Origin of the sequence: Arthrobacter gandavensis, assembly GCF_015355785.1 — a bacterium.
In the GTDB taxonomy this organism is placed as follows: Bacteria; Actinomycetota; Actinomycetes; order Actinomycetales; family Micrococcaceae; genus Arthrobacter_B; species Arthrobacter_B gandavensis_A.
Map to the genome: position 1 here is coordinate 371,339 of NZ_JADKYW010000006.1, position 20,598 is coordinate 391,936.

The window sequence follows — 20,598 nt, forward strand, 5'->3', positions numbered from 1 at the left end:
ATTGCGTCTGCGACGCCGTTTATCAGGTGCCGCCGGTCACACACCGGCGGCACCTGCGCGTAAGATGAAGCAACGGCTCATGCAGTGCCTGACCGGCAGTCCGTGCGCTGATGCAGGTCCGGATTGCGCCGCTCCTGTGACGTCAACTGAAGTGGCCTTGCACCACTGAGGTCACTGATTCTCGAACGACCGCTATCAAGGAGAGAACAAAAGTGACTACTCGTGTTGGAATCAACGGATTCGGGCGTATCGGACGCAACTACTTTCGGGCAGCACTCGAGCAGAACGCGGACCTGGATATTGTCGCCGTCAATGACCTGACCAGCCCCGAGACACTGGCCCATCTGCTCAAGTACGACTCAATCACCGGGCGCATCGGCGAGAGCGTCGAGGTCCAGGACGGCAACCTGGTGGTGGGCGGCAAGACCATCAAGGTCCTGGCCGAGCGGGACCCGTCCAACCTGCCCTGGAAAGACATGGGCGTGGACATCGTCATCGAGTCCACCGGGTTCTTCACCAAGGCCGACGACGCCCGCAGGCACATCGATGCCGGGGCCAGGAAAGTCCTGATCTCCGCGCCCGGCAAGGGAGCGGACCGCACCATCGTCATGGGCGTGAACGACTCCGAGTACGATCCGGCAACCGACAGCATCGTCTCCAACGCATCCTGCACCACCAATTGCCTGGCGCCGCTTGCCAAGGTCATCAACGACGCGTTCGGCATTGAACGCGGCCTCATGACCACCGTGCACGCCTACACGGCGGACCAGAACCTGCAGGACGGTCCGCACCGAGATCTCCGCCGCGCCCGCGCCGCAGCCCTGAACATCGTTCCCACTACCACCGGAGCTGCCAAGGCAATCGGGCTGGTCATTCCCGAACTCGACGGAAAGCTGGACGGCTTTGCCCTCCGCGTGCCGGTACCCACCGGTTCCGTGACTGATCTGACGGTCACTCTGGCGCGTGAGGCCAGCGTCGAGGAAATCAACGACGCCTACAAGGCCGCGAGCGAAGGGAACCTCAACGGCTACCTGCGCTACTCCGACGAACCAATTGTCTCCTCCGACATCGTGACCGACCCTGCATCCTGCATCTTCGATGCCCCGCTGACTCGGGTAATGGGCAACGAGGTCAAGATTGTTGGCTGGTACGACAACGAATGGGGCTACTCCTGCCGCCTGGTGGACCTCACCGCGCTTGTAGCCTCAAAGCTCTAGGTCCCCGCCCGTACGGCTAAGAAACAAAGGTTGACATGACAATCAAGACACTTGACGAACTGATCAGCGACGGCGTGAACAACAGGTACGTTCTGGTCCGCTCGGACCTTAACGTGCCGCTGGATGAGGGGCGCGTTACCGACGATGGCCGGATCCGTGCCTCTCTTCCCACGCTGCAGCTGCTGGTCGAGCACGGCGCCAAGGTGATTGTCATGGCACACCTGGGCAGGCCCAAGGGCAAGCCGGACGAGAAGTACAACCTCCGCCCGGCCGCGGACCGCCTGGATGAACTCGCTCCGTTTCCGGTTGAATTCGCCGAGGACGTAGTTGGTTCCAGCGCCAGGGAACTGGCCGGATCGCTTGCTTCCGGCAGCGTGCTGGTCCTGCAGAACATTCGCTTCGATCCGCGGGAAACATCCAAGGACGATGCGGAGCGGCAGGAGCTCGCACATGAACTGGCCTCCCTGACCGGCGGCAGCGGCGCCTTCGTGGATGATGCCTTCGGGGCGGTCCACCGCAGGCATGCGAGTGTTTACGACATCGCTGAAGTCCTGCCCGCCTACGAGGGCAACCTGGTCCGCAGCGAACTCGAAGTCCTTTCACGCCTCACCAAGGACCCGGCCAAGCCGTACGTCGTGGTGCTCGGCGGTTCAAAGGTCTCGGACAAGCTGGCAGTGATCGCGAACCTGATGACCCGCGCGGATTACCTCCTCGTGGGCGGTGGAATGGTTTTCACCTTCCTTGCCGCCCAGGGCCACAAGGTGGGCGCTTCACTGCTGGAAGAGGACCAGATCGGCACGGTCAAGGACTACCTGGCCCGCGCGAAGGAGGTTGGCTGCGAATTCGTCCTTCCCACGGACATCGTGGTTGCAGACAAGTTCGCCGCTGGCGCCGAACACGAGGTGGTAGCCGCAGACTCAATGGAAGACAGCCGCTTCGGCGCCTCCGGCATTGGCCTGGACATCGGCCCTGCGTCGGGTGCGGCCTTTGCCGAGCACATCCGGTCCGGCCAGACCGTGTTCTGGAACGGACCCATGGGGGTCTTCGAATTCGATGCCTTCGCCGGCGGCACACGTGCCGTCGCCGAGGGGCTGAAGCAGTGTTCCGGCCTCACCGTAGTAGGCGGCGGTGACTCCGCGGCAGCCGTGCGCAAGCTCGGTTTCTCCGACAGCGACTTCTCGCATATCTCGACCGGCGGCGGCGCGAGCCTGGAGTACCTTGAAGGCAAGGAACTCCCGGGGATTGCCATCCTCGACAAGTAGGCCCCGAACGGGCCCGCTGGAGCGGCTCCGGCGGGCCCGTTCGTCGTGTCCGCGAAACTTTATCCACTCACTAGGAAACCGGAGCAGAGATGACTACCTCCATCAACGGCAAGTACGAGCGCACTCCGCTGATTGCGGGCAACTGGAAAATGAACATGGACCACGTCCAGGGGATCACCCTGCTGCAGAAGCTGGCCTGGACCCTCAGCGATGCCCGGCACGACTATGCCCGGGTCGAAGTGGTGGTCTTCCCGCCGTTCACTGACCTGCGCAGCACCCAGACCCTGGTCCAGGGCGACAAGCTGAAAGTTGGCTACGGAGCCCAGGACCTTTCCCCTGAAGATTCCGGGGCCTACACGGGAGACATCTCCGGCCAGTTCCTCGCCAAGCTCGGCTGCAGCTACGTACTGGTTGGCCACAGCGAGCGGCGAAGCGTCCACGGCGAGTCGGACGAACTGCTTAATGCCAAGCTCAAAGCCGCCTTCCGCAACGGCCTCACCCCGATCCTGTGCGTGGGCGAGGGCCTGGCCGAACGCCAGGCAGGGGAGCACCTGCTGCACACCCTTGAGCAGGTCCGCAATGACCTCGCCGGGCTATCCGCCGAGGAAGTCTCCAAGCTGGTGATCGCGTACGAACCTGTCTGGGCCATCGGAACCGGCGAGGTCGCCGGTCCGGACGACGCCCAGGAGATGTGCTCCACCATCCGCACCGAACTGGCGGACCTCTATGACGACGCCGTCGCCGCCAAGGTGCGCCTGCTCTACGGCGGATCCGTCAAGGCATCCAATGCGGCCAGCATCCTGAAGGAGCGCGACGTCGACGGCGTGCTGGTGGGCGGGGCGAGTTTGGACGTAGCCGAATTTGCTAATATTGTCAGGTTCGAACAACATCTGGTGACCGACTGACCTACGTCTGACCTGCACAGCAGCAAGGTCTCCAATCTGATGTGTCACCCGTGAAAGGCCGTACGTGGAAATTCTGAAGATCATCCTGCTTGTCCTGCTTGGACTGAGCAGCCTGCTGCTGACCCTCCTGATTCTCCTGCACAAGGGGCGCGGCGGCGGCATGTCGGATATGTTCGGCGGCGGCATGAGCACCAGCATGGGTTCATCAGGCGTCGCCGAGAAGAACCTCAACCGCTTCACTGTGGTCCTCGGCATTTCCTGGGGCATGATCATCATCGCCCTGGGCCTCATCCAGCGGTTCTCCGGCGAATCGTAGGATCTCCCCGCACTACTGCGGGACGTAAACGCGAAAGGAAGGCCCCGGTTACCAGGACCGGGGCCTTCCTTCGCTTTCGCTGCCGGTCTGAACCAGGCCGCGAACCTAGCTGCCGGACTCCTCGGACTCCTCAGCCTCCTCGGCCTCGAGCAGCCGCTCGGGAAGCTGCGAGGCGGCGGCCTGGTCGATCAGCCAGCGGGTCTTGAGCTGTCCCCGCGGACCAGCGGCGGGCACCTGCACAGGTCCTGCACCGGCCAGGGCAAGCCCCACCGCGCCCGCCTTGTCCTCACCGGCGACCGTCAGCCACACTTCCTCGGCGCTGTTGATTGCTTCAAGCGTCAGGGAGACCCGCTCCGGCGGCGGCTTGGGGGAGTTGCGAACGGCAACCGTGGTCTGCCCGCTGGTGCGGATTCCTGCCATCTCGGGGAACAGTGAAGCCACGTGGGCATCCGGGCCCACGCCCAGGAGCAGGACGTCGAAGCGCGGCAGCCGCGGATCGGGAGCAGCAAAGCCCTCCGCCAGCACCTCCGCCCCGGCAGCGCCGGCCAGCTCGGCCGCGTAGGCTTCCGCTGCCTCTTCAACCGTGTCGAAGTCGGTCGTTGAGGGCATCTCATGCACCCGTGCAGGGTCGGCATTGAGGGGCCGCAGGAGCGCCTCCTGTGCGGGCAGGGCGTTACGTTCGGGGGAGTCCGGTGCCACGAACCTCTCGTCGCCCCACCAGAAGTTCACCCGGGTCCAGTCGACGGCGGTGCGGGCCGGACCGGATGCCACCGCAGCCAGTACTGCCGTGCCTGCGCTGCCGCCGGTCAGGACAACGGTGGCTTCGCCGCGCCTGCTCTGTACGTCCACGAGTTTGGTGACGAGCCGTGCCGCCGTGGCCTTCACCAGGGCATCAAAGTGGGGGTGGATCGTCACGCCGTTGGGGGAGTGCCTCATGCGGCGTTCCCTTCCGGGGCCAGGCACGCGGCCAGCCCCTGGGTTAGTACTTCTCCGAATACTTCGTCCGGGTCAAGCCTGCGCAGCTCTTCTGCGAGGCATTCGTGCAGTGTCCTCAGCGGGAGGGCAATGCGCTGCTCGGGCTGACCGGGCTGGGTCAGGTAGGCGGTGCTGCCTTCGGGACGGCGCAGCTCCAGCGCGCCGGCATCCCGCTCGATGCGGACCCGCCGGATTCCCGCCCCGGCAGGATCCTCGATGATCTCCACCGGTACCTTCAGGGCGTACTTCAGCCAGGCGGCAAGCAGGAAGGTACTGGCCGAATCGGAAGCCCCTTCCACAATGATGGACCTGATGCCGTCCGCACCGTTCTGTTCCAGCACCGCGGCCAGCTGGATCCGCCACAGCGTGAGCCGTGTCCAGCTCAGGTCCGTGTCGCCGTCCGCGTAGCTGGCGCTAAGGTCCAGCAGCGCCTGCTTGGGATCGGGTTCGTTGGCGGCATCGGTAATGCGGCGGTGGGCAATCCGTCCCAGCGGGGTGGAGGCAGCCGACTGGGGAAGGCCGTGCGGCCACCACACCACAATCGGAGCATCCGGCAGGAGCAGCGCGGACACCAGGGATTCACTTTCGGCTGCAAGCTCCCCGTACCCGTAGAGCAGGATAACGTCCGAGGCACCGGCGTCGCCGCCCACGCGGATCTGCGCATCGAGACGGGACGGTTCATCGGCGGAACCGGCCGCCAGCACGATCACCCGGCAGGGATGTTCGCGGCTCGCGTCGTTCGCCGCCTCGATGGCTTCTTCCACATAGTCCGGCTCGGTGACAATCACCAGGGTCAGCACCCGGCCCAGTGCGATCACGCCGCCCTTGTCCCGCATCGCAACGATCTTCTTGGACACCTTCGAGGTGGTGGTGTCCGGCAGGTCAACTATCACGGCCTTCTCCAGGTCCTTCCGTCGCGGGCAAGCAGTTCGTCGGCGGAGGGGGGTCCCCAGCTTCCGGGTGCGTAGGGTTCGGGCTGCTCATCGAGGGAGGCCCAGTATTCCTCGAAGGGGTCCACGATCTTCCAGGAGAGTTCAACTTCCTCGTGCCGCGGGAACAGCGGCGGTTCGCCAAGCAGTACGTCCAGGATCAGTCGCTCATACGCCTCCGGGCTGGATTCGGTGAACGAGTGGCCGTAGCCGAAGTCCATCGAGACATCCCGGACTTCCATCTGTGTTCCGGGGACCTTGGACCCGAAGCGGATGGTTGCGCCTTCGTCCGGCTGCACCCGGATGACTACGGCGTTCTGGCCGAAGTCGTCCTCGGCGTGGTCCCGGAAGAGCAGGTTGGGCGCACGCTTGAAGACGACGGCGATTTCAGTAACCCTGCGGCCCAGCCGTTTGCCTGCCCGCAGGTAGAACGGCACGCCGGCCCAGCGGCGGGTGTTGATGTCCAGGCGCACGGCGGCAAACGTTTCGGTCTTGGAATCGGGGTTGAAGCCTTCCTCTTCCAGGAAGCCAGTTACCTGCTCGCCGCCCTGCCAGCCGCCCGTGTACTGGCCGCGGGCCGAATGCTGCGAGAGGTCACGCGGCAGCCGAACGGCCGCCAGGACCTTCTCCTTTTCGGCGCGCAGGTGCGCGGCGTCGAAGGAGATCGGTTCCTCCATGGCCGTGAGGGCCAGCAGCTGCAGCAGGTGGTTCTGGATGACGTCGCGGGCCGCACCCACGCCGTCGTAATAGCCGGCGCGTCCACCGATGCCGATGTCCTCGGCCATGGTGATCTGGACGTGGTCAACGTAGTTAGCGTTCCAGATCGGTTCGAAGAGCTGGTTCGCGAAACGCAGCGCCAGGATATTCTGGACCGTTTCCTTGCCCAGGTAGTGGTCAATGCGGAAGACTGCGTCGGCCGGGAACACAGATTCGACGACGGCGTTCAGGTCCCGGGCAGACTGGAGGTCATGGCCGAACGGCTTCTCAATCACTACCCGGCGCCAGCGGCCGTCACCCGAACCGGCCAGGCCGTGGCTGGACAGCTGCTGGCAGACCTGCTCGAAACTTTTGGGCGGTACCGAAAGGTAGAAAGCGACGTTCCCGCGGGTACCCCGTTTTTCGTCCAGGTCCCGCAGCGTGTTGTGCAGGGTATCGAACGCATCGTGGTCGTCAAAGCCGCCCTGCACAAAACGGATGCCTTCCACCAGCTGGTCCCAGACGCTGTCGCTGAACTTGGTCCGCGAACCGGCCTGCACGGCTTCCTTCACGTACCCGGCGAAATCCGCGTCGCTCCATTCACGCCGCCCGAAACCTACCAGGGAGAAGCTGGGCGGGAGCAGTCCGCGGTTGGCCAGGTCGTATACCGCCGGAATGAGCTTCTTGCGTGCCAGGTCTCCCGTCACGCCGAAAATCACCAGCGAGGACGGCCCCGCGATCCGGCTGAGGCGCCGGTCGCGGGGGTCCCGCAGCGGGGACGCGGACCCGTTGTCTTGCTCATGGAACATTGGCTATTTACCACCCAGGTCCGTGAGGGCCGCGGCGAGCTGGGCAGCCCCGGCCTTCCTGTCAAGCAGGTTCAGGCGCAGCACCGGGCGGCCGTGGTCAGCGAGGACCTGGGCGTCTCCGGCTGCCTGCGCCGCAATCAGTTCTCCGAACGTGAAGGGACGCCCGGGAATCGAAACGTCCTGCACTGAGTTGCCGGTGATCTGCAGGTACACGCCCTGCGCCGGACCGCCCTTGTGGAACTGTCCGGTCGAGTGCAGGAACCGCGGTCCCCAGCCGAAGGTCACAGGCCGTCCGGTAGCCGCGGTGAGGCGCGGGCGCAGCTGCTCCAGTTCGGCCTGCGCGGCCCGGTCCAGATAGGCCTGGACGCTGAGGTAGCCGTCTTCGCCAAGCTGCCCCAGCAGTGCCTTGAGCGCGTTGGGAAGGGTCCGTGCTCCGTCCAGCAGTGCGGCGTCGCCGCGCACCTCAACGGATCCGTCCACGAAAAGCGGTGCCGCCGGCTCGGGCTGGGCGTCCAGCAGGCCGCGGGCTGCCTTCTTGGCTGCCTCGACGTCGGGCTGATCAAAGGGATTGATGCCCAGCAGGCGTCCGGCCACCGCGGTGGCGTACTCCCAGAGCATCATCTGCGCACCGAGGCTGCCTGACACAACTACCTGGTCGCCTTGGGGTGCCGCGTCGGACTCGAGGGCAGTAATACGGACGACCAGGACGTCCGGCGCCCCGCCGCTCACTTCCGGGGCATCCGGCTCTGCGACGACCGGCAGGATGCCCGTCTGCAGCTTGCCGGTGGACTCGGCGATGAGCTGCTCGGCCCAGTCCGGGAAACCGGCCAGGCCGGAATCCTCGTCCACGATGACAATCTTGTTGCGCAGCGGATTGGTGCCGCCCAGCGCAGCGCCCAGGGCCAGGCCGATGTTGTCCTCATCGTTGTCGCTGAGGATCTCGGCCGTGTCTTCGGCTGCGTCCAGGAGCTCCTCGATGTCCGCGCCCGCCAGGCCGGAGGGAACAAGCCCGAAGGCGGTCAGCGCCGAGTACCGCCCGCCCACATGGGGGTCCGCATTGAACACGGCGCGGTAGCCCGCCTCCCGGGCCGCCGCGTCCAGCGGCGATCCGGGGTCGGTGACGATGACGATCCGCGAGGCGGCGTCGATTCCGGCGTTGGTGAACGCGTCCTCGAAGGCACGGCGCTGCGAGTCGGTTTCCACGGTTGACCCGGACTTGGAGGAAACCACCAGGACGGTGGACGCAAGGTCCTCCGCCAGGGCGGCCGCAACCGAGTCCGGGTCCGTGGAATCAAGCACCGTCAGATTTACGCCTGCAGTGCGGGTAATGACTTCCGGGGCCAGCGAAGAACCGCCCATGCCGGCCAGGACCACGCGGTCCACGCCTTCGGCGGCCAGTTCTTCGCGCAGCGCCCGGATCTGTCCCAGAAGCGGCCGGGAAGCCGGTGCCGGGTTCAGCCAGCCGAGCCGGATGGAGGCCTCGGCCTCGGCGTCGGGCCCCCACAGCGTCGGGTCCTGGGCAAGGAGCCGGGTGGCTACCTCGTCCCGGACCAGGGCGGGGACGTGCGCCTCGACCGCGTCGCGGGCGGCTCCTGCAGCTTCAAAGGACAGAGTCGTCATGGGTGCCTATGCCTTCCGTGCGGTTTCCAGTGCGGCGGTGACGGTTTCCAGCAGTTCTCCCCAGGAGACCACGAACTTGTCCAGGCCTTCCGTCTCCAGGACCTGCACGACGTCGTTGTAGTCGACTCCGGCGGCGTCCAGCTCATCGAGCAGGGCGGCGGACTCGGCGTACGTTCCGGTGATCGTGTCGCCGGAAACCATGCCGTGGTCTGCGGTCGCTTCGAGGGTCTTCTCCGGCATGGTGTTCACGACGCCGGAAGCCACTAGCTCGGTGACGTACAGCGTGTCCGGCAGGGCCGGGTCCTTGACACCCGTGGAGGCCCACAGCGGGCGCTGTGCGTTGGCACCGGCCGCGGCCAGGACCTGCCAGCGCTCGGAGGCGAAGGACTCTTCATAGACCTGGTAGGCCAGGCGGGCGTTTGCCAGGCCGGCCTTGCCCTTCAGGCCCTTGGCCGCATCGGTTCCGGCAGCGTCCAGGCGCTTGTCGATTTCCGAGTCCACGCGGGAGACGAAGAAGGACGCCACGGAATGGATCTTCGAGAGGTCGTGGCCGTTCTCCCTGGCCTGCTCGATGCCGGCCATGAAGGCGTTGATGACCTCGCGGTAGCGCTGCAGCGAGAAGATCAGGGTGACGTTCACGCTGATGCCTTCGGCGAGCACGGCCGTGATCGCCGGCAGTCCCTCTACGGTCGCGGGAATCTTGATCAGGACGTTGCTGCGGCCAACCTTGTCAAAGAGTTCCTTGGCCTCGTTGATGGTGCCCTGCGTGTCACGGGACAGGCGGGGATCCACCTCGATGGAAACGCGTCCGTCAACGCCGTCGGTGGTTTCGAATACCGGAGCGAAAACGTCGCACGCCTGGATGACGTCGTCGGTGGTGATCTCGAAGACGGCCTTGTCCACGCTGGCCCCGGTGTCAGCGAGCTGCTGGACCTGGGCTGCGTAGGATTCACCGTTGGCCAGTGCGGCGGCGAAGATACTCGGGTTGGTGGTCACGCCGACTACGTTGCGGCTGGCGATCAGGTCCTTGAGCGAACCGGAGGTGATCCGTTCCCGGGACAGGTCGTCGAGCCAGATGGATACGCCGGCTTCGGAAAGCGCTGCGGTGGGTGTTGAAGTCATGGGGTACGTGCTCCTTTTCCTAATTACTTCTGATCGCCGGTCTCGGTGGAGTCCGCGCCGGAAGATGCTGCGGGGGTGCCTGCCGGTGCTGCATCCCGGCTGTGCACTGCCGCGAGGGAATCCCGCGCAGCCTGGGCTACGGCGTCGGACGTAATGCCGAACTTGCTGAACAGGGTCTTGTAGTCGGCTGAGGCCCCGAAGTGCTCGAGCGAAACCATGCGGCCGTCGTCGCCGATGAGTTCGCGCCAGCCCTGGGCGATGCCGGCTTCCACGGACACCCGGGCCTTGATCGAACGCGGCAAAACGGATTCGCGGTAGTCCTCGTCCTGGCGGTTGAACCACTCAACGCTCGGCATGGAAACCACGCGGGCCGCAACGCCTTCGGCGGCGAGTGCCTCGCGTGCCTGGACCGCCAGCTGGACCTCGGATCCGGTGCCGATAAGGATGACATCCGGGGTGACGGCCTGGCCGTCACGCACGGCTTCGGCCAGTACATAGCCGCCGCGTGCAGCGCCGTCGGCGGAGCCGAACCCGTTGGCGTCCGCTGCACCGCTGCCGCGCTCCCAGGTGGGAACGTTCTGGCGGGTCAGCACGATTCCGGCCGGGTTCTCGGTGTTCTCCAGGATGGTGCGCCAGGCCACGGCCACCTCGTTGGCATCCGCGGGACGGACGACGTCGAGTCCCGGGATGGCCCGCAGGGAGGCCAGCTGCTCGACCGGCTGGTGCGTCGGTCCGTCTTCGCCCAGGCCGATCGAGTCGTGCGTCCACACGTAGATCGACGGTACGCCCATGAGTGCGCCGAGCCGGATGGCCGGACGCTGGTAGTCGCTGAAGATCAGGAAGGTCCCGGAGAAGGCGCGGGTGTTGCTGGCCATGGTGATGCCGTTGACGATCGCGGCTGCTGCGTGTTCGCGGATGCCGAAGTGCAGGACGCGGCCGTAGGGCCCGCCTGACCAGGCCGAGGTCTGCCGTCCGGCGGGCACGAAGGACGGCGCACCTTCGATGGTGGTGTTGTTGGATTCAGCGAGGTCTGCGGAACCGCCCCACAGCTCCGGAAGGACCGGACCAATGGCGCTGAGCACCTTGCCGGAAGCGGCGCGGGTGGAGACGTCCTTGCCCGCTTCGAACTGCGGAAGCGAATCTTCCCAGCCCTGCGGCAGCTTGCCGGCCTGGATGCGCTCGAGCAGCTGAGCGCCTTCAGGGTTGGCTTCCTGCCAGGCGTTGAACGAATCGTTCCAGAGGGAGCGTTCCCCGGCGCCGCGGGAACGGACTCCGCGGGTGTACTCGAGAACCTCCGGGTCGACGTCGAAGGACTTCGCCGGGTCGAAGCCCAGGGTTTCCTTCAATGCGGCGACCTCGTCGCGGCCCAGGGCCGAACCGTGGATCTTGCCGGTGTTCTGCTTGTTGGGGGCAGGCCAGCCGATGATGGTGCGCAGGGAGATGATGGACGGACGGCCGGTCTCGGCCTTCGCGGCAGCCAGTGCGTCGTAGAGGCCGTTGACGTCCTCGCGGTATTCGCCGGATTCGGTCCAGTCAACGCGCTGGGTGTGCCAGCCGTAGGCTTCGTAGCGCTTGAGGACATCCTCGGTGAAGGCGATGTCGGTGTCGTCCTCGATGGAGATGTGGTTCTCGTCATAGATCACCACGAGGTTGCCCAGTTCCTGGTGGCCGGCCAGCGAGGACGCTTCCGAGGTCACGCCTTCCTGCAGATCGCCGTCGGATGCAATCACCCAGATGGTGTGGTCGAACGGGCTGGTACCCGCGGGGGCATCGGCGTCGAGCATTCCGCGCAGGCGGCGCTGTGCATAGGCAAAACCGACAGCGGAGGCAAGGCCCTGGCCCAGCGGGCCAGTGGTGATCTCGACGCCGTCGGTGTGGCGGTACTCGGGGTGGCCGGGGGTCTTGGATCCCCAGGTGCGCAGGGCCTTCAGGTCATCCAGTTCCAGGCCATAGCCGGAGAGGAACAGCTGGATGTAAAGCGTGAGGGACGTGTGGCCGGGGGAGAGGATGAAACGGTCACGGCCAATCCAGTGCGGGTCCGCAGGATCGTGACGCATCACCTTCTGGAACAGCAGATACGCCGCCGGAGCCAGGCTCATGGCGGTACCGGGGTGTCCATTGCCAACCTTCTCGACGGCGTCGGCGGCCAGGACGCGGACGGTATCCACTGCCTTGCTGTCCGTCTCGCTCCAGGTAAGGTTCTGCTCTTCCAAATGTGGCACGTTTACCGGGCCCCTCTCTGTACGGATTACCGGCGCTTACCAGCGCCGGATGCGGTGTTCTCACCACTACAACCGGGTTTTGTGCGCAATCGTTACCCGACATGCACAAATTTCCTGCCAGTGCCGCACAGCTGACCTGCCGGCCCCGCAGGAAATGTCCGTTTTCAACCTTATCCCGAAGCCCACGCCATTGGGCGTATCGGGGGACGCATTCTGCCGTCCGGGGCCCGCGGGTTTCCAGGACCTGGGCCGTTTACCCCGGATCACCGATCCGTGCTTCGTTTTCTACAGGGGATAGAGGTTATGATGAGCGTGGACTTTTACGGCCCAGACAGGATTCCAGACAGGACTGAGTGATCGTTTCGTGAGAACGCAGCATGCCCCCGCCGAGGTTCCGGTTTACGCCGGAAAAATGAGCGTGGGACGTAAGCTCCGGGCCTACGTGGCCCTCACGAAGCCCCGCGTCATTGAACTCCTGCTGGTAACCACCCTGCCCACCATGTTCTTCGCCCAGGGCGGGATACCCTCCGTCTGGCTGATGGTTGCCACCATGGTGGGCGGCGCCCTCGCCGCCGCGAGTGCCGGCGTCTTCAACTGCTACATCGACCGGGACATGGACCGGCTGATGCGCCGGACCGAGAAGCGGCCGCTGGTGACCGGAGAGGTCAGCCCGCGTGAAGCACTGGTCTTCGGCTGGGCCCTCGGAATCGTCTCGATCGCACTGCTCTGGTTCGGCGCGAACCCGCTCACGGGCCTGCTGGGCCTCGGCGCGATCCTGCTCTACGTCGTCTTCTATACCCTCATTCTCAAGCGCCGCACCACCCAGAACATCGTCTGGGGAGGGATCGCCGGCTGCATGCCGGTGCTGATTGCCTGGGCCGCGGTCACCAATACGGTTGAATGGCCCGCCGTCATTCTCTTCACCGTCATCTTCCTGTGGACGCCCCCGCACTACTGGCCGCTGTCCATGAAGTACGGCGAGGACTACCGCAACGCCTCCGTGCCCATGCTCGGTGCCGTTGCCGGAGCCAAGCTGGTATCAGTGCAGGTTGTCCTGTACGCCTACGCGACCGTCGTGTGCTCGCTCCTGCTGGTTCCGGTTGGCGGCGCCGGCTGGGTCTATACCGCGGGTGCCGCGCTCAGCGGCGTCTGGTTCCTCGCCGAGACGCACCGCCTGCACTCCCGGGCCCAGCGTGGAGAGGTGTCCGACAAGTCAGCCATGAAGGTCTTCCACGGTTCGATCAGCTACCTGACCATCCTGTTCGTTGCCCTGGCAATTGATCCCTTCGTCGGCGGTCCGGTCTTCGGGTAAGTCCGGTTATGGGCTGGTCTGGTCCTCGCAGGGACGGTTCCCGTATCCGCTTGACCATCCCCAGTATCCAGCGGTGAGTCGCTGTCTCTAGCGCCGTCGGGCGCATCGCTCGGTGGGTTGGCGTCCTTTAGAGGCCGTCGGGCGCATCCTTCGGTGGGTTGGCGTCCCTCTGAGCCGGGTTTAACGACGTTATCTCCCCACAGGATGAGCGGAGGACCGCCTAAGCAGCGTTATCTCCCCACAGGATGCCCGCGGTGCCGCGAGACGGCCTGGGCTCCGCCGGCATAGCCGCAGCACTCGTTCGTCAGGAGCGTCTGCCCGGCCTGCTTGGCGCTTTTCGTGGAGAGCACCGGCTGGTGACGCGGCCACGATTACGGAGAGCGGCACCCGGGATACCCCCCAGAACATTTTGCGCATCGCTCGGTGGGTTGGCGTCCCTTAGACGCCGTCGGGCACATCCCTCGTTGGGTTGGCGTCCCTTAGAGCCAGTTTTAGCGACGTCATCTCCCCACAGGATGAGCGGGGGACCCTCTAAGCAGCGTTATCTCGCCGCAGGATGACGACCCCGCAACCAGTAGGCCCGGCCCGCTCCCGCCTTCCGCTCCACACCCCGCAACGCAAAAGACCCCGCAACGCAAAGCGCCTCACAACGCAGAAGACCCCACGGAACCCAAGGTTCCATGGGGTCTTCCGCCGGGTCCGCGGACCCGGCCGCCGCGCCGAACGATCAGCTACATCGAATCCGGCAGGTTCGCTCCGGCCAGCGCCTTGCCCGGAACCTTCCGGGACAGTGCGGTGTAGACAACGTGGGCAGCGGCAGCGGTGAGCAGTGAAGCGCCAAGCATATGCATCGCCACCAGCACGATCGGCAGGTGCAGGAAGTGCTGCACATATCCGATGACGGCCTGGGCCAGCACGACGGCGGTGAAGAGCACCAGCGCGAAGCGCAGCCGGCTGTCGGCAGCGCGGCGGTAGACGAGGTAAAGGGCGACGGCGGTGGCGAACACCAGCAGATAGACCGGAACAACGTGGAGCCTGGTCACCAGGTCCGGATTAAGGCCGTTGCGGGCTGCGCCATGGTCCCCGGCATGCGGGCCGGAACCGGTGACGATGACACCCAGGACGACCGTGATGGCGGACAGGACACCGATTGCCCAGATCACCGGGCGCAGGGGCCTGTCAGCCAGCGGCTCGTGGGACCCGGCAACCCCGGCGCTGCTCAGCCGGGCGCGGTTCACCAGGACCACTGCCACACTGATGATCACCATCGAAACAATGAAATGCAGTCCCACGACCCACGGATTCAGTCCGGTCCACACGGTGATTCCGCCAATAAAGGCCTGCGCCGGGATTCCTGCCAGCGCCGCGGCTGACAGCCAGAACAGATCCGGGCGGGTGCGGCGGGATTTCCAGACCGACGCAAGCATCCCGAACGCCATCGCGGCGAGCACAAAGGTCAAAAGCCGGTTGCCGAACTCAATGATTCCGTGGACACCCATCTCCGGCGTGGTGACCAGTGAGTCGGCGGTGCAGAGCGGCCACTCGGGGCAGCCGAGGCCCGAAGCCGTGAGCCGCACGGCACCGCCGGTGACCACAATGGCGATGTTAGCCACCAGCGTGGCCACCGCCAGGGAACGGATCAGCTTGCCGGTGGCTGGGCCGCTGGATGGCGGGGCCGTCCGGGCGGCAGGTGCGGGGGCGGGGGTGTTGGACACGGGAACTAACTCCATTTGAACCAGCGGACAGCAGCGAGGCTGCCCAGGATTGTCCACGCCAGCAGGATCAGCGTGGCGGAAAGGTTGAACTGCGTATCTATCAGGGCTGATCTCATCACATCACCCAGGGCAGCCGAAGGCAGCAGCTGGACGAACGGTTCCATCTCCGAAGGAAGACCGGCAGCGGGAAGGATGATGCCGCCGATACCTGCCAGCAGGATCCACAGCAGGTTTGTTATGGCCAGCGTAGCCTCGGGCCGGACAGTTCCGGCAACCAGCAGGCCCAGCGAGGTGAACGCCACCGCGCCCAGGGCCAGCAGCACCAGCGCCAGGGGCAGCCCGGGCAGCGACGGGCGCCAGCCGATGAACAGGGCGACGGCGCTGACCAGCACAACCTGGACGGCAAGAACGGACAGTACGGCAATGACTTTGCCGGCGATCAGCCCGGCCCGTCCCAGGGGAGTGGTGGAAAGGAAGCGGAGTACGCCGTACCGCCGGTCAAAGCCCGTGGCGATGCCCTGGCCGGTGAAAGCCGTGGACAGTGCGCACAGCGCCAGGATTCCCGGTGCCGCGGTATCGATGCGGGAACTGCCGTAGGCGTCCAGGACCGGTGTCACGCTCAGGGCAATCAGCCCCAGGAGGGGAAGCACGACGGCGAGGATCAGCTGTTCGCCGTTGCGCAGCATGGTCTCGGCCTCGTACCTGCCCTGGTTCAGGACGCGCACGGAGAGGGAAGCCGGAGCGCTCATCGGTTCTCCTTTCCGGAGAGTTCGAGGAAGACGTCCTCCAGCGTGCGTGATGCCATGTGGATACTGTCAGGCAGGATGCCGGCCTCATTCCACCAGCCCGCCAGGCGGGCCAGGTCGCCCGGACCGAATTCGCCGCTGAGCACATACCTGCCGGGGGAGTCCTCGGTGCAGGAGAGGTGCTCCAGGCCGGACACCGCCGGGTTGAGCCCGGGTGCTGCTTCGAACGAGAGCTCGCGTCCCGAGGCGTGTGCCTCAGTGCGGGCAGTGAGCTCCGAAACCGTCCCCCGGGCTACCGTGCGCCCGTCGTCGATGATGTAGACGTAGTCCGCGAGGCGCTGGGCGTCGTCGAGCAGGTGGGTGGTGAGGATAATCCCCAGCCCTTCGTCCCGCAGTTCCTGGATGAGTTCGAAGACGATCTGCCGGGACTGCGGATCGAGTCCGGCGCTGGGCTCGTCCAGGAACAGCACTTCGGGGTTTCCCACCAGGGCGGCGGCAAGGGCCACTCGCTGGCGCTGGCCGCCCGAGAGCCGGCGGATGCCAGTCTTCGCGAATGAGCCAATGCCCAGCCGCTGAACCAGCTCATCGACGTCGCGCGGGTCCTTATACATGGATGCGATGTGCCGAAGCAGCGCAACGGGACGTGCAGCGGGCGGAAGCCCGCCGTCCTGGAGCATGACGCCAACCCGTGCCCGCAGTTCCGCTCCGGCACCGTAAGGGGGCTCGCCCAGCAGCCGGACCTGACCGCCGTCGATAGGCTGCAGCCCTTGGGCGCACTCAAGCGTGGTGGTCTTGCCGGCGCCGTTTGCGCCCAGCAGGGCGGTCACCTGGCCCCGTCTGGCAGTGAGGTCAACCCCGGCCAGCACCCGGATCATTTTGCCGTCAAGCCCCGGCACGGGACCGAGGTCCCGGACCAGGCTGGTGATAGTCAGGCAGGGTTCGTCGTTAGGCACCCCCATATTCTACGTTAGGTAGTAGTCCATTCCGCCCGCGAAGGGCGCGTGCCCGGGCCCTGGGAAGCATCGCCTTAGTAGCCTTGAGGAATGGATTAGGTCATGATTGTGTTGTGTATTCTGTGAAGAGTTCAGAGACGGAGACCCCTCCGGCGGATATCAACGGGGCGGTGAAACCCGCCCCGCAGGCTGCCGCCAGGGAGTCGGAAGAGCGCACCCGGGACCGCGTGCTCGGTGCCGTGCTTGAGCATGGTCCGGTCAGCGCCGCAGAACTCGGTGATCGGCTGGGATTCACGCCGGCAGCCGTGCGCCGGCACCTGGATGCGCTGGAGCGGCAGGGCCTGATTGAGGTCAAACGGGTTTCCAGTCCCGGTGCCGGAGCTGGACGGCCGGCACGCCGCTATGTGGTGAGCCAGCAGGGCCAGTCCTATCTGGGCAACGACTACCTGACCATCGCCGCCGAGGCGCTTCGTGCGCTCGGTGCGGCAGCGGGACCCGAAGCCATCGAGGCCTTCGCCGCGGCGCGGTTCAGGAAGATGGAAGAGCGTTACCGCCCGGTGCTCGACGCCGCCGGTCCCGCGCTGGAGGACCGCGCCAGGGCACTCTCGGAGGAACTGACCAGGGACGGCTTCGTAGCGTCCACAACCATGATCGGCACCAGCCGGACACCCAGCACCCTGCTGAGCATCCAGCTGTGCCAGGGGCACTGCCCCATCCAGGCGCTGGCAAGCGCCTACCCCGTCTTCTGTGACAAGGAGACCGAAGTTTTCTCCCGGCTGCTGGGGGTGGATGTGCGCAGGCTGTCCACACTCTCCCGCGGCGGGCACGTTTGTACGACCCACATCCCCGTGGGCCGTTCGCAGTCTGCGCCTCACCAGCCGGTGGGCTCCGCAACCACCCAGTCCACATCCACTCATCAGCAAGAAAGGCCGTGATGACGGATCAAGTAACCCGGAACGCCGAGGCACCCCAGGTGCCCGACTCCGTGATTTCAGACATCCTGGAAAAGAACCCCGAACTCGAGGGCATTGGCACCTACGAGTACGGCTGGGCCGACTCGGATGTCGCCGGGTCCAACGCCCGCCGCGGCCTCTCCGAAGAGGTTGTCCGCGACATTTCGGCGAAGAAGAACGAACCGGAATGGATGCTGGACCTCCGGCTGAAGGGCCTGAAGTACTTTGACCGCAAGCCCATGCCGACCTGGGGCGCAGACCTCTCCGGCATCGACTTCGACAACATCAAGTACTTCGTGCGCTCCACCGAGAAGCAGGCGAACACCTGGGAAGACCTCCCCGAGGACATCCGAAACACGTATGAGAAGCTCGGCATCCCGGAAGCCGAGCGCGGCCGCCTGGTTTCAGGTGTCGCTGCCCAATACGAATCCGAGGTTGTGTACCACCAGCTCCGTGAAGACCTGGAGCGCCAGGGCGTGATTTTCCTGGACACCGACACAGCCCTGAAGGAACACCCGGAGATCTTCCAGGAGTACTTCGGCACCGTCATTCCGGTTGGCGACAACAAGTTCGGCTCGCTCAACACAGCCGTCTGGTCCGGCGGTTCCTTCGTGTACGTCCCCAAGGGCGTCCACGTGGAGATTCCGCTGCAGGCCTACTTCCGCATCAACACGGAAAACATGGGCCAGTTCGAGCGCACGCTGATCATCGCGGACGAGGACTCCTACGTTCACTACATCGAGGGCTGCACCGCTCCGATCTATACCTCGGACTCGCTGCACTCCGCCGTCGTGGAAATCATCGTGAAGAAGGGCGCCCGCGTCCGCTACACGACCATCCAGAACTGGTCCAACAACGTGTACAACCTGGTGACCAAGCGGGCCATCGCGCATGAAGGCGCAACCATGGAGTGGATCGACGGCAACATCGGTTCAAAGGTCACCATGAAGTACCCGGCCGTCTACCTGGTTGGCGAGCACGCCAAGGGGGAGACCCTGTCCATCGCCTTTGCCGGCGAAGGCCAGCACCAGGACACCGGCTCGAAGATGGTCCACATCGCTCCGAACACCAAGAGCTCGATCATCTCCAAGTCCGTAGCCCGCGGCGGCGGCCGCGCTGCCTACCGCGGCCTGGTCCAGGTCCGGGAAGGCGCGAAGAACTCCGCCAACACCGTTCGCTGTGACGCGCTGCTCGTGGACACAATTTCCCGCTCGGACACCTACCCGTATGTGGATATCCGCGAGGATGACGTGACCATGGGCCACGAGGCCACTGTCTCGCGGGTCAGCGAGGAGCAGCTGTTCTACCTGATGTCCCGCGGCCTTCCCGAGGACGAGGCAATGGCCATGATCGTGCGCGGCTTCATCGAGCCAATCGCACGTGAACTGCCGATGGAATACGCCCTTGAACTCAACCGCCTCATCGAACTCCAGATGGAAGGAGCCGTCGGTTAATGTCGAAGCTCAACGACACCGTAGTAAACGCAGCCGAGAACGTCGCTGAAACCGTAGCCGAAAAGGTCAGCAATGCAGTGGAGGGCGTCAAGGCGCGGATCGGGGCTCCTTCGGGAGACCGCCGGGTCCGCATTGACGGGTTCACCGAGGAAGGCGAAAACCTCTCTCCGCTGAACGACGTTTCCCCCGTCCTGGGCGGCGACAGCAGCAAGTCCCACAGCCACGGTGCCGGGGCAGGCATTCCGGACAGCTCCCGCGCCGGACGCCCCACCTCCTACAGCCGGTCGGATTTTGGCAAGCTCACCGGCCGTGAAGAGGACTGGCGGTTCACGCCGCTGAAGCGGCTGCGCGGCCTGCACACGCAGGAACTGACCGGTACGGCCCCCGAGGTCGCCGTGGTAGCTCCCGACGGCGTCACCGTGGCAGGAATCGGCCGCGACGATGCCCGGATCGGCACCGCAGGCATCCCCGAGGACCTGGTTGCCGCGGCAGCCTGGGAGGCCTTCAGCGAAGCGACGCTGGTCAGCATCCCCAAGGACGCCCGGGCCGAGGGCACGGTGACGCTCACCATCACCGGCGCCGGCACCGAGCCGGCAGCCCAGCACATTGTCATTGAGGCCGGCGCCTTCTCCAAGGCCGTCGTCGTGCTGGACCACAAGGGTTCCGCAACCCTGTCCCAGAACGTTGAGATCCTCGTCGGCGACGGCGCTGAACTCACCGTTATCACGGTCCAGGACTGGGATGACGACGCCGTGCACGCCTCGGCCCAGTACGCCCGGATTGGCCGTGACGCACGCTTCAAGCACGTCGCCGTCAGCCTCGGCGGTGACCTGGTGCGCGTCACGCCGTCCTCGAAGTTCACGGCCACCGGCGGCGACGTCGAAATGTACGGCCTGTACTACGCCGACGCCGGCCAGCACCTGGAGCAGCGCCTGTTCGTTGACCATGCCGTTGCCAACTGCAAGTCCCGCGTCATGTACAAGGGTGCGCTGCAGGGCAAGGACGCGCACACCGTATGGGTGGGCGACGTGCTGATCCGCAAGGAAGCAGAAGGAACCGACACCTACGAGGTGAACCGGAACCTGCTGCTGACCGATGGCGGGCGTGCCGACTCCGTGCCCAACCTCGAAATCGAAACCGGACTCATCGAAGGTGCCGGCCACGCCAGCGCCACCGGCCGTTTCGACGACGAGCACCTGTTCTACCTGATGGCCCGGGGCATCCCGGAGGACATTGCACGCCGCCTCGTGGTGCGCGGCTTCCTGAACGAAATCATCCAGCAGATCAAGGTTCCGGAACTGGAAGAGCGCCTCACCGCCGCCGTCGAGCGCGAGCTCGCCGTCGTCGAGGCCTAGGCCCTTCTTCCTTCCCAACCCGCAGACCGCACCGCAC

17 protein-coding genes are annotated in these 20,598 nt (G+C 65.5%); 8 read left to right on the forward strand and 9 right to left on the reverse strand.

Going from position 1 to position 20,598, the window contains the following annotated elements:
* Positions 1-212: 212 nt before the first annotated feature.
* The 4 genes from gap (at position 213) to secG (ending at position 3,700) form a co-directional block, all read left to right on the forward strand.
* Positions 213-1,217, forward strand: coding sequence for a type I glyceraldehyde-3-phosphate dehydrogenase (gap, locus tag ITX31_RS13495; protein ID WP_194783926.1), 1,005 nt, complete (start codon positions 213-215; stop codon positions 1,215-1,217).
* A gap of 35 nt (positions 1,218-1,252) precedes the next feature.
* Complete coding sequence (locus tag ITX31_RS13500; protein WP_194783927.1) at positions 1,253-2,479, forward strand: phosphoglycerate kinase; 1,227 nt, start codon at positions 1,253-1,255, stop codon at positions 2,477-2,479.
* A gap of 89 nt (positions 2,480-2,568) precedes the next feature.
* Positions 2,569-3,384 carry a triose-phosphate isomerase gene (tpiA, locus tag ITX31_RS13505; RefSeq protein ID WP_194783928.1) on the forward strand — a complete coding sequence of 272 codons (816 nt, stop codon included), beginning with the start codon at positions 2,569-2,571 and terminating at the stop codon, positions 3,382-3,384.
* Positions 3,385-3,448: 64 nt separating this feature from the next.
* Positions 3,449-3,700 carry a preprotein translocase subunit SecG gene (gene secG / locus ITX31_RS13510; protein ID WP_194783929.1) on the forward strand — a complete coding sequence of 84 codons (252 nt, stop codon included), beginning with the start codon at positions 3,449-3,451 and terminating at the stop codon, positions 3,698-3,700.
* Positions 3,701-3,805: 105 nt separating this feature from the next.
* Here secG and pgl read toward each other — a convergent pair whose 3' ends face one another.
* Genes pgl through tkt form a run of 6 tightly spaced genes read right to left on the reverse strand, consistent with a single transcriptional unit; the run spans position 3,806 to position 12,064 of the window.
* Positions 3,806-4,636, reverse strand: coding sequence for a 6-phosphogluconolactonase (gene pgl / locus ITX31_RS13515; protein ID WP_194783930.1), 831 nt, complete (start codon positions 4,634-4,636; stop codon positions 3,806-3,808).
* Positions 4,633-5,568, reverse strand: coding sequence for a glucose-6-phosphate dehydrogenase assembly protein OpcA (locus tag ITX31_RS13520; protein ID WP_194783931.1), 936 nt, complete (start codon positions 5,566-5,568; stop codon positions 4,633-4,635). Before ITX31_RS13520 ends, pgl begins: the two co-directional genes overlap by 4 nt.
* A complete protein-coding gene (gene zwf, locus ITX31_RS13525) occupies positions 5,565-7,109 on the reverse strand; it encodes a glucose-6-phosphate dehydrogenase (protein ID WP_194783932.1) in 1,545 nt (514 codons plus the stop codon). Before zwf ends, ITX31_RS13520 begins: the two co-directional genes overlap by 4 nt.
* A gap of 3 nt (positions 7,110-7,112) precedes the next feature.
* On the reverse strand, positions 7,113-8,729 hold the full coding sequence (locus ITX31_RS13530) for a glucose-6-phosphate isomerase (RefSeq protein ID WP_194783933.1): 1,617 nt from the start codon (positions 8,727-8,729) through the stop codon (positions 7,113-7,115).
* 6 nt (positions 8,730-8,735) lie between these two features.
* Positions 8,736-9,851 (reverse strand): transaldolase, encoded by a 1,116-nt coding sequence (tal, locus tag ITX31_RS13535; RefSeq protein WP_194783934.1) that lies wholly within the window; start codon positions 9,849-9,851, stop codon positions 8,736-8,738.
* A 23-nt stretch (positions 9,852-9,874) separates the two neighbouring features.
* Entirely contained in the window at positions 9,875-12,064 is a 2,190-nt protein-coding gene (gene tkt, locus ITX31_RS13540; RefSeq protein WP_194784311.1) for a transketolase, read from the reverse strand.
* 421 nt (positions 12,065-12,485) lie between these two features.
* Here tkt and ITX31_RS13545 point away from each other — a divergent pair, with 421 nt between their 5' ends.
* Positions 12,486-13,385 (forward strand): heme o synthase, encoded by a 900-nt coding sequence (locus ITX31_RS13545; RefSeq protein ID WP_194783935.1) that lies wholly within the window; start codon positions 12,486-12,488, stop codon positions 13,383-13,385.
* A 731-nt stretch (positions 13,386-14,116) separates the two neighbouring features.
* Here the strand turns inward: ITX31_RS13545 and ITX31_RS13550 are convergent.
* The 3 genes from ITX31_RS13550 to ITX31_RS13560 are packed head-to-tail and all read right to left on the reverse strand — an operon-like array spanning position 14,117 to position 16,799.
* Complete coding sequence (locus tag ITX31_RS13550) at positions 14,117-15,100, reverse strand: COX15/CtaA family protein (RefSeq protein ID WP_323745687.1); 984 nt, start codon at positions 15,098-15,100, stop codon at positions 14,117-14,119.
* 5 nt (positions 15,101-15,105) lie between these two features.
* Positions 15,106-15,849, reverse strand: coding sequence for an ABC transporter permease (locus ITX31_RS13555; RefSeq protein ID WP_194783937.1), 744 nt, complete (start codon positions 15,847-15,849; stop codon positions 15,106-15,108).
* Positions 15,846-16,799, reverse strand: a complete 954-nt coding sequence (locus tag ITX31_RS13560; protein ID WP_416354821.1) for an ABC transporter ATP-binding protein — start codon at positions 16,797-16,799, stop codon at positions 15,846-15,848. The genes ITX31_RS13555 and ITX31_RS13560 overlap by 4 nt, the downstream gene beginning before the upstream one ends.
* A 122-nt stretch (positions 16,800-16,921) precedes the next feature.
* Between ITX31_RS13560 and ITX31_RS13565 the strand changes: the two genes are divergently transcribed.
* The 3 genes from ITX31_RS13565 to sufD are packed head-to-tail and all read left to right on the forward strand — an operon-like array spanning position 16,922 to position 20,561.
* A complete protein-coding gene (locus ITX31_RS13565) occupies positions 16,922-17,734 on the forward strand; it encodes a helix-turn-helix transcriptional regulator (RefSeq protein WP_416354822.1) in 813 nt (270 codons plus the stop codon).
* Positions 17,734-19,206: a Fe-S cluster assembly protein SufB gene (gene sufB / locus ITX31_RS13570; RefSeq protein ID WP_194783939.1), complete on the forward strand. Its 1,473-nt coding sequence runs from the start codon at positions 17,734-17,736 to the stop codon at positions 19,204-19,206. Before ITX31_RS13565 ends, sufB begins: the two co-directional genes overlap by 1 nt.
* Positions 19,206-20,561: a Fe-S cluster assembly protein SufD gene (gene sufD / locus ITX31_RS13575; RefSeq protein WP_194783940.1), complete on the forward strand. Its 1,356-nt coding sequence runs from the start codon at positions 19,206-19,208 to the stop codon at positions 20,559-20,561. The genes sufB and sufD overlap by 1 nt, the downstream gene beginning before the upstream one ends.
* Positions 20,562-20,598 lie beyond the last annotated feature (37 nt).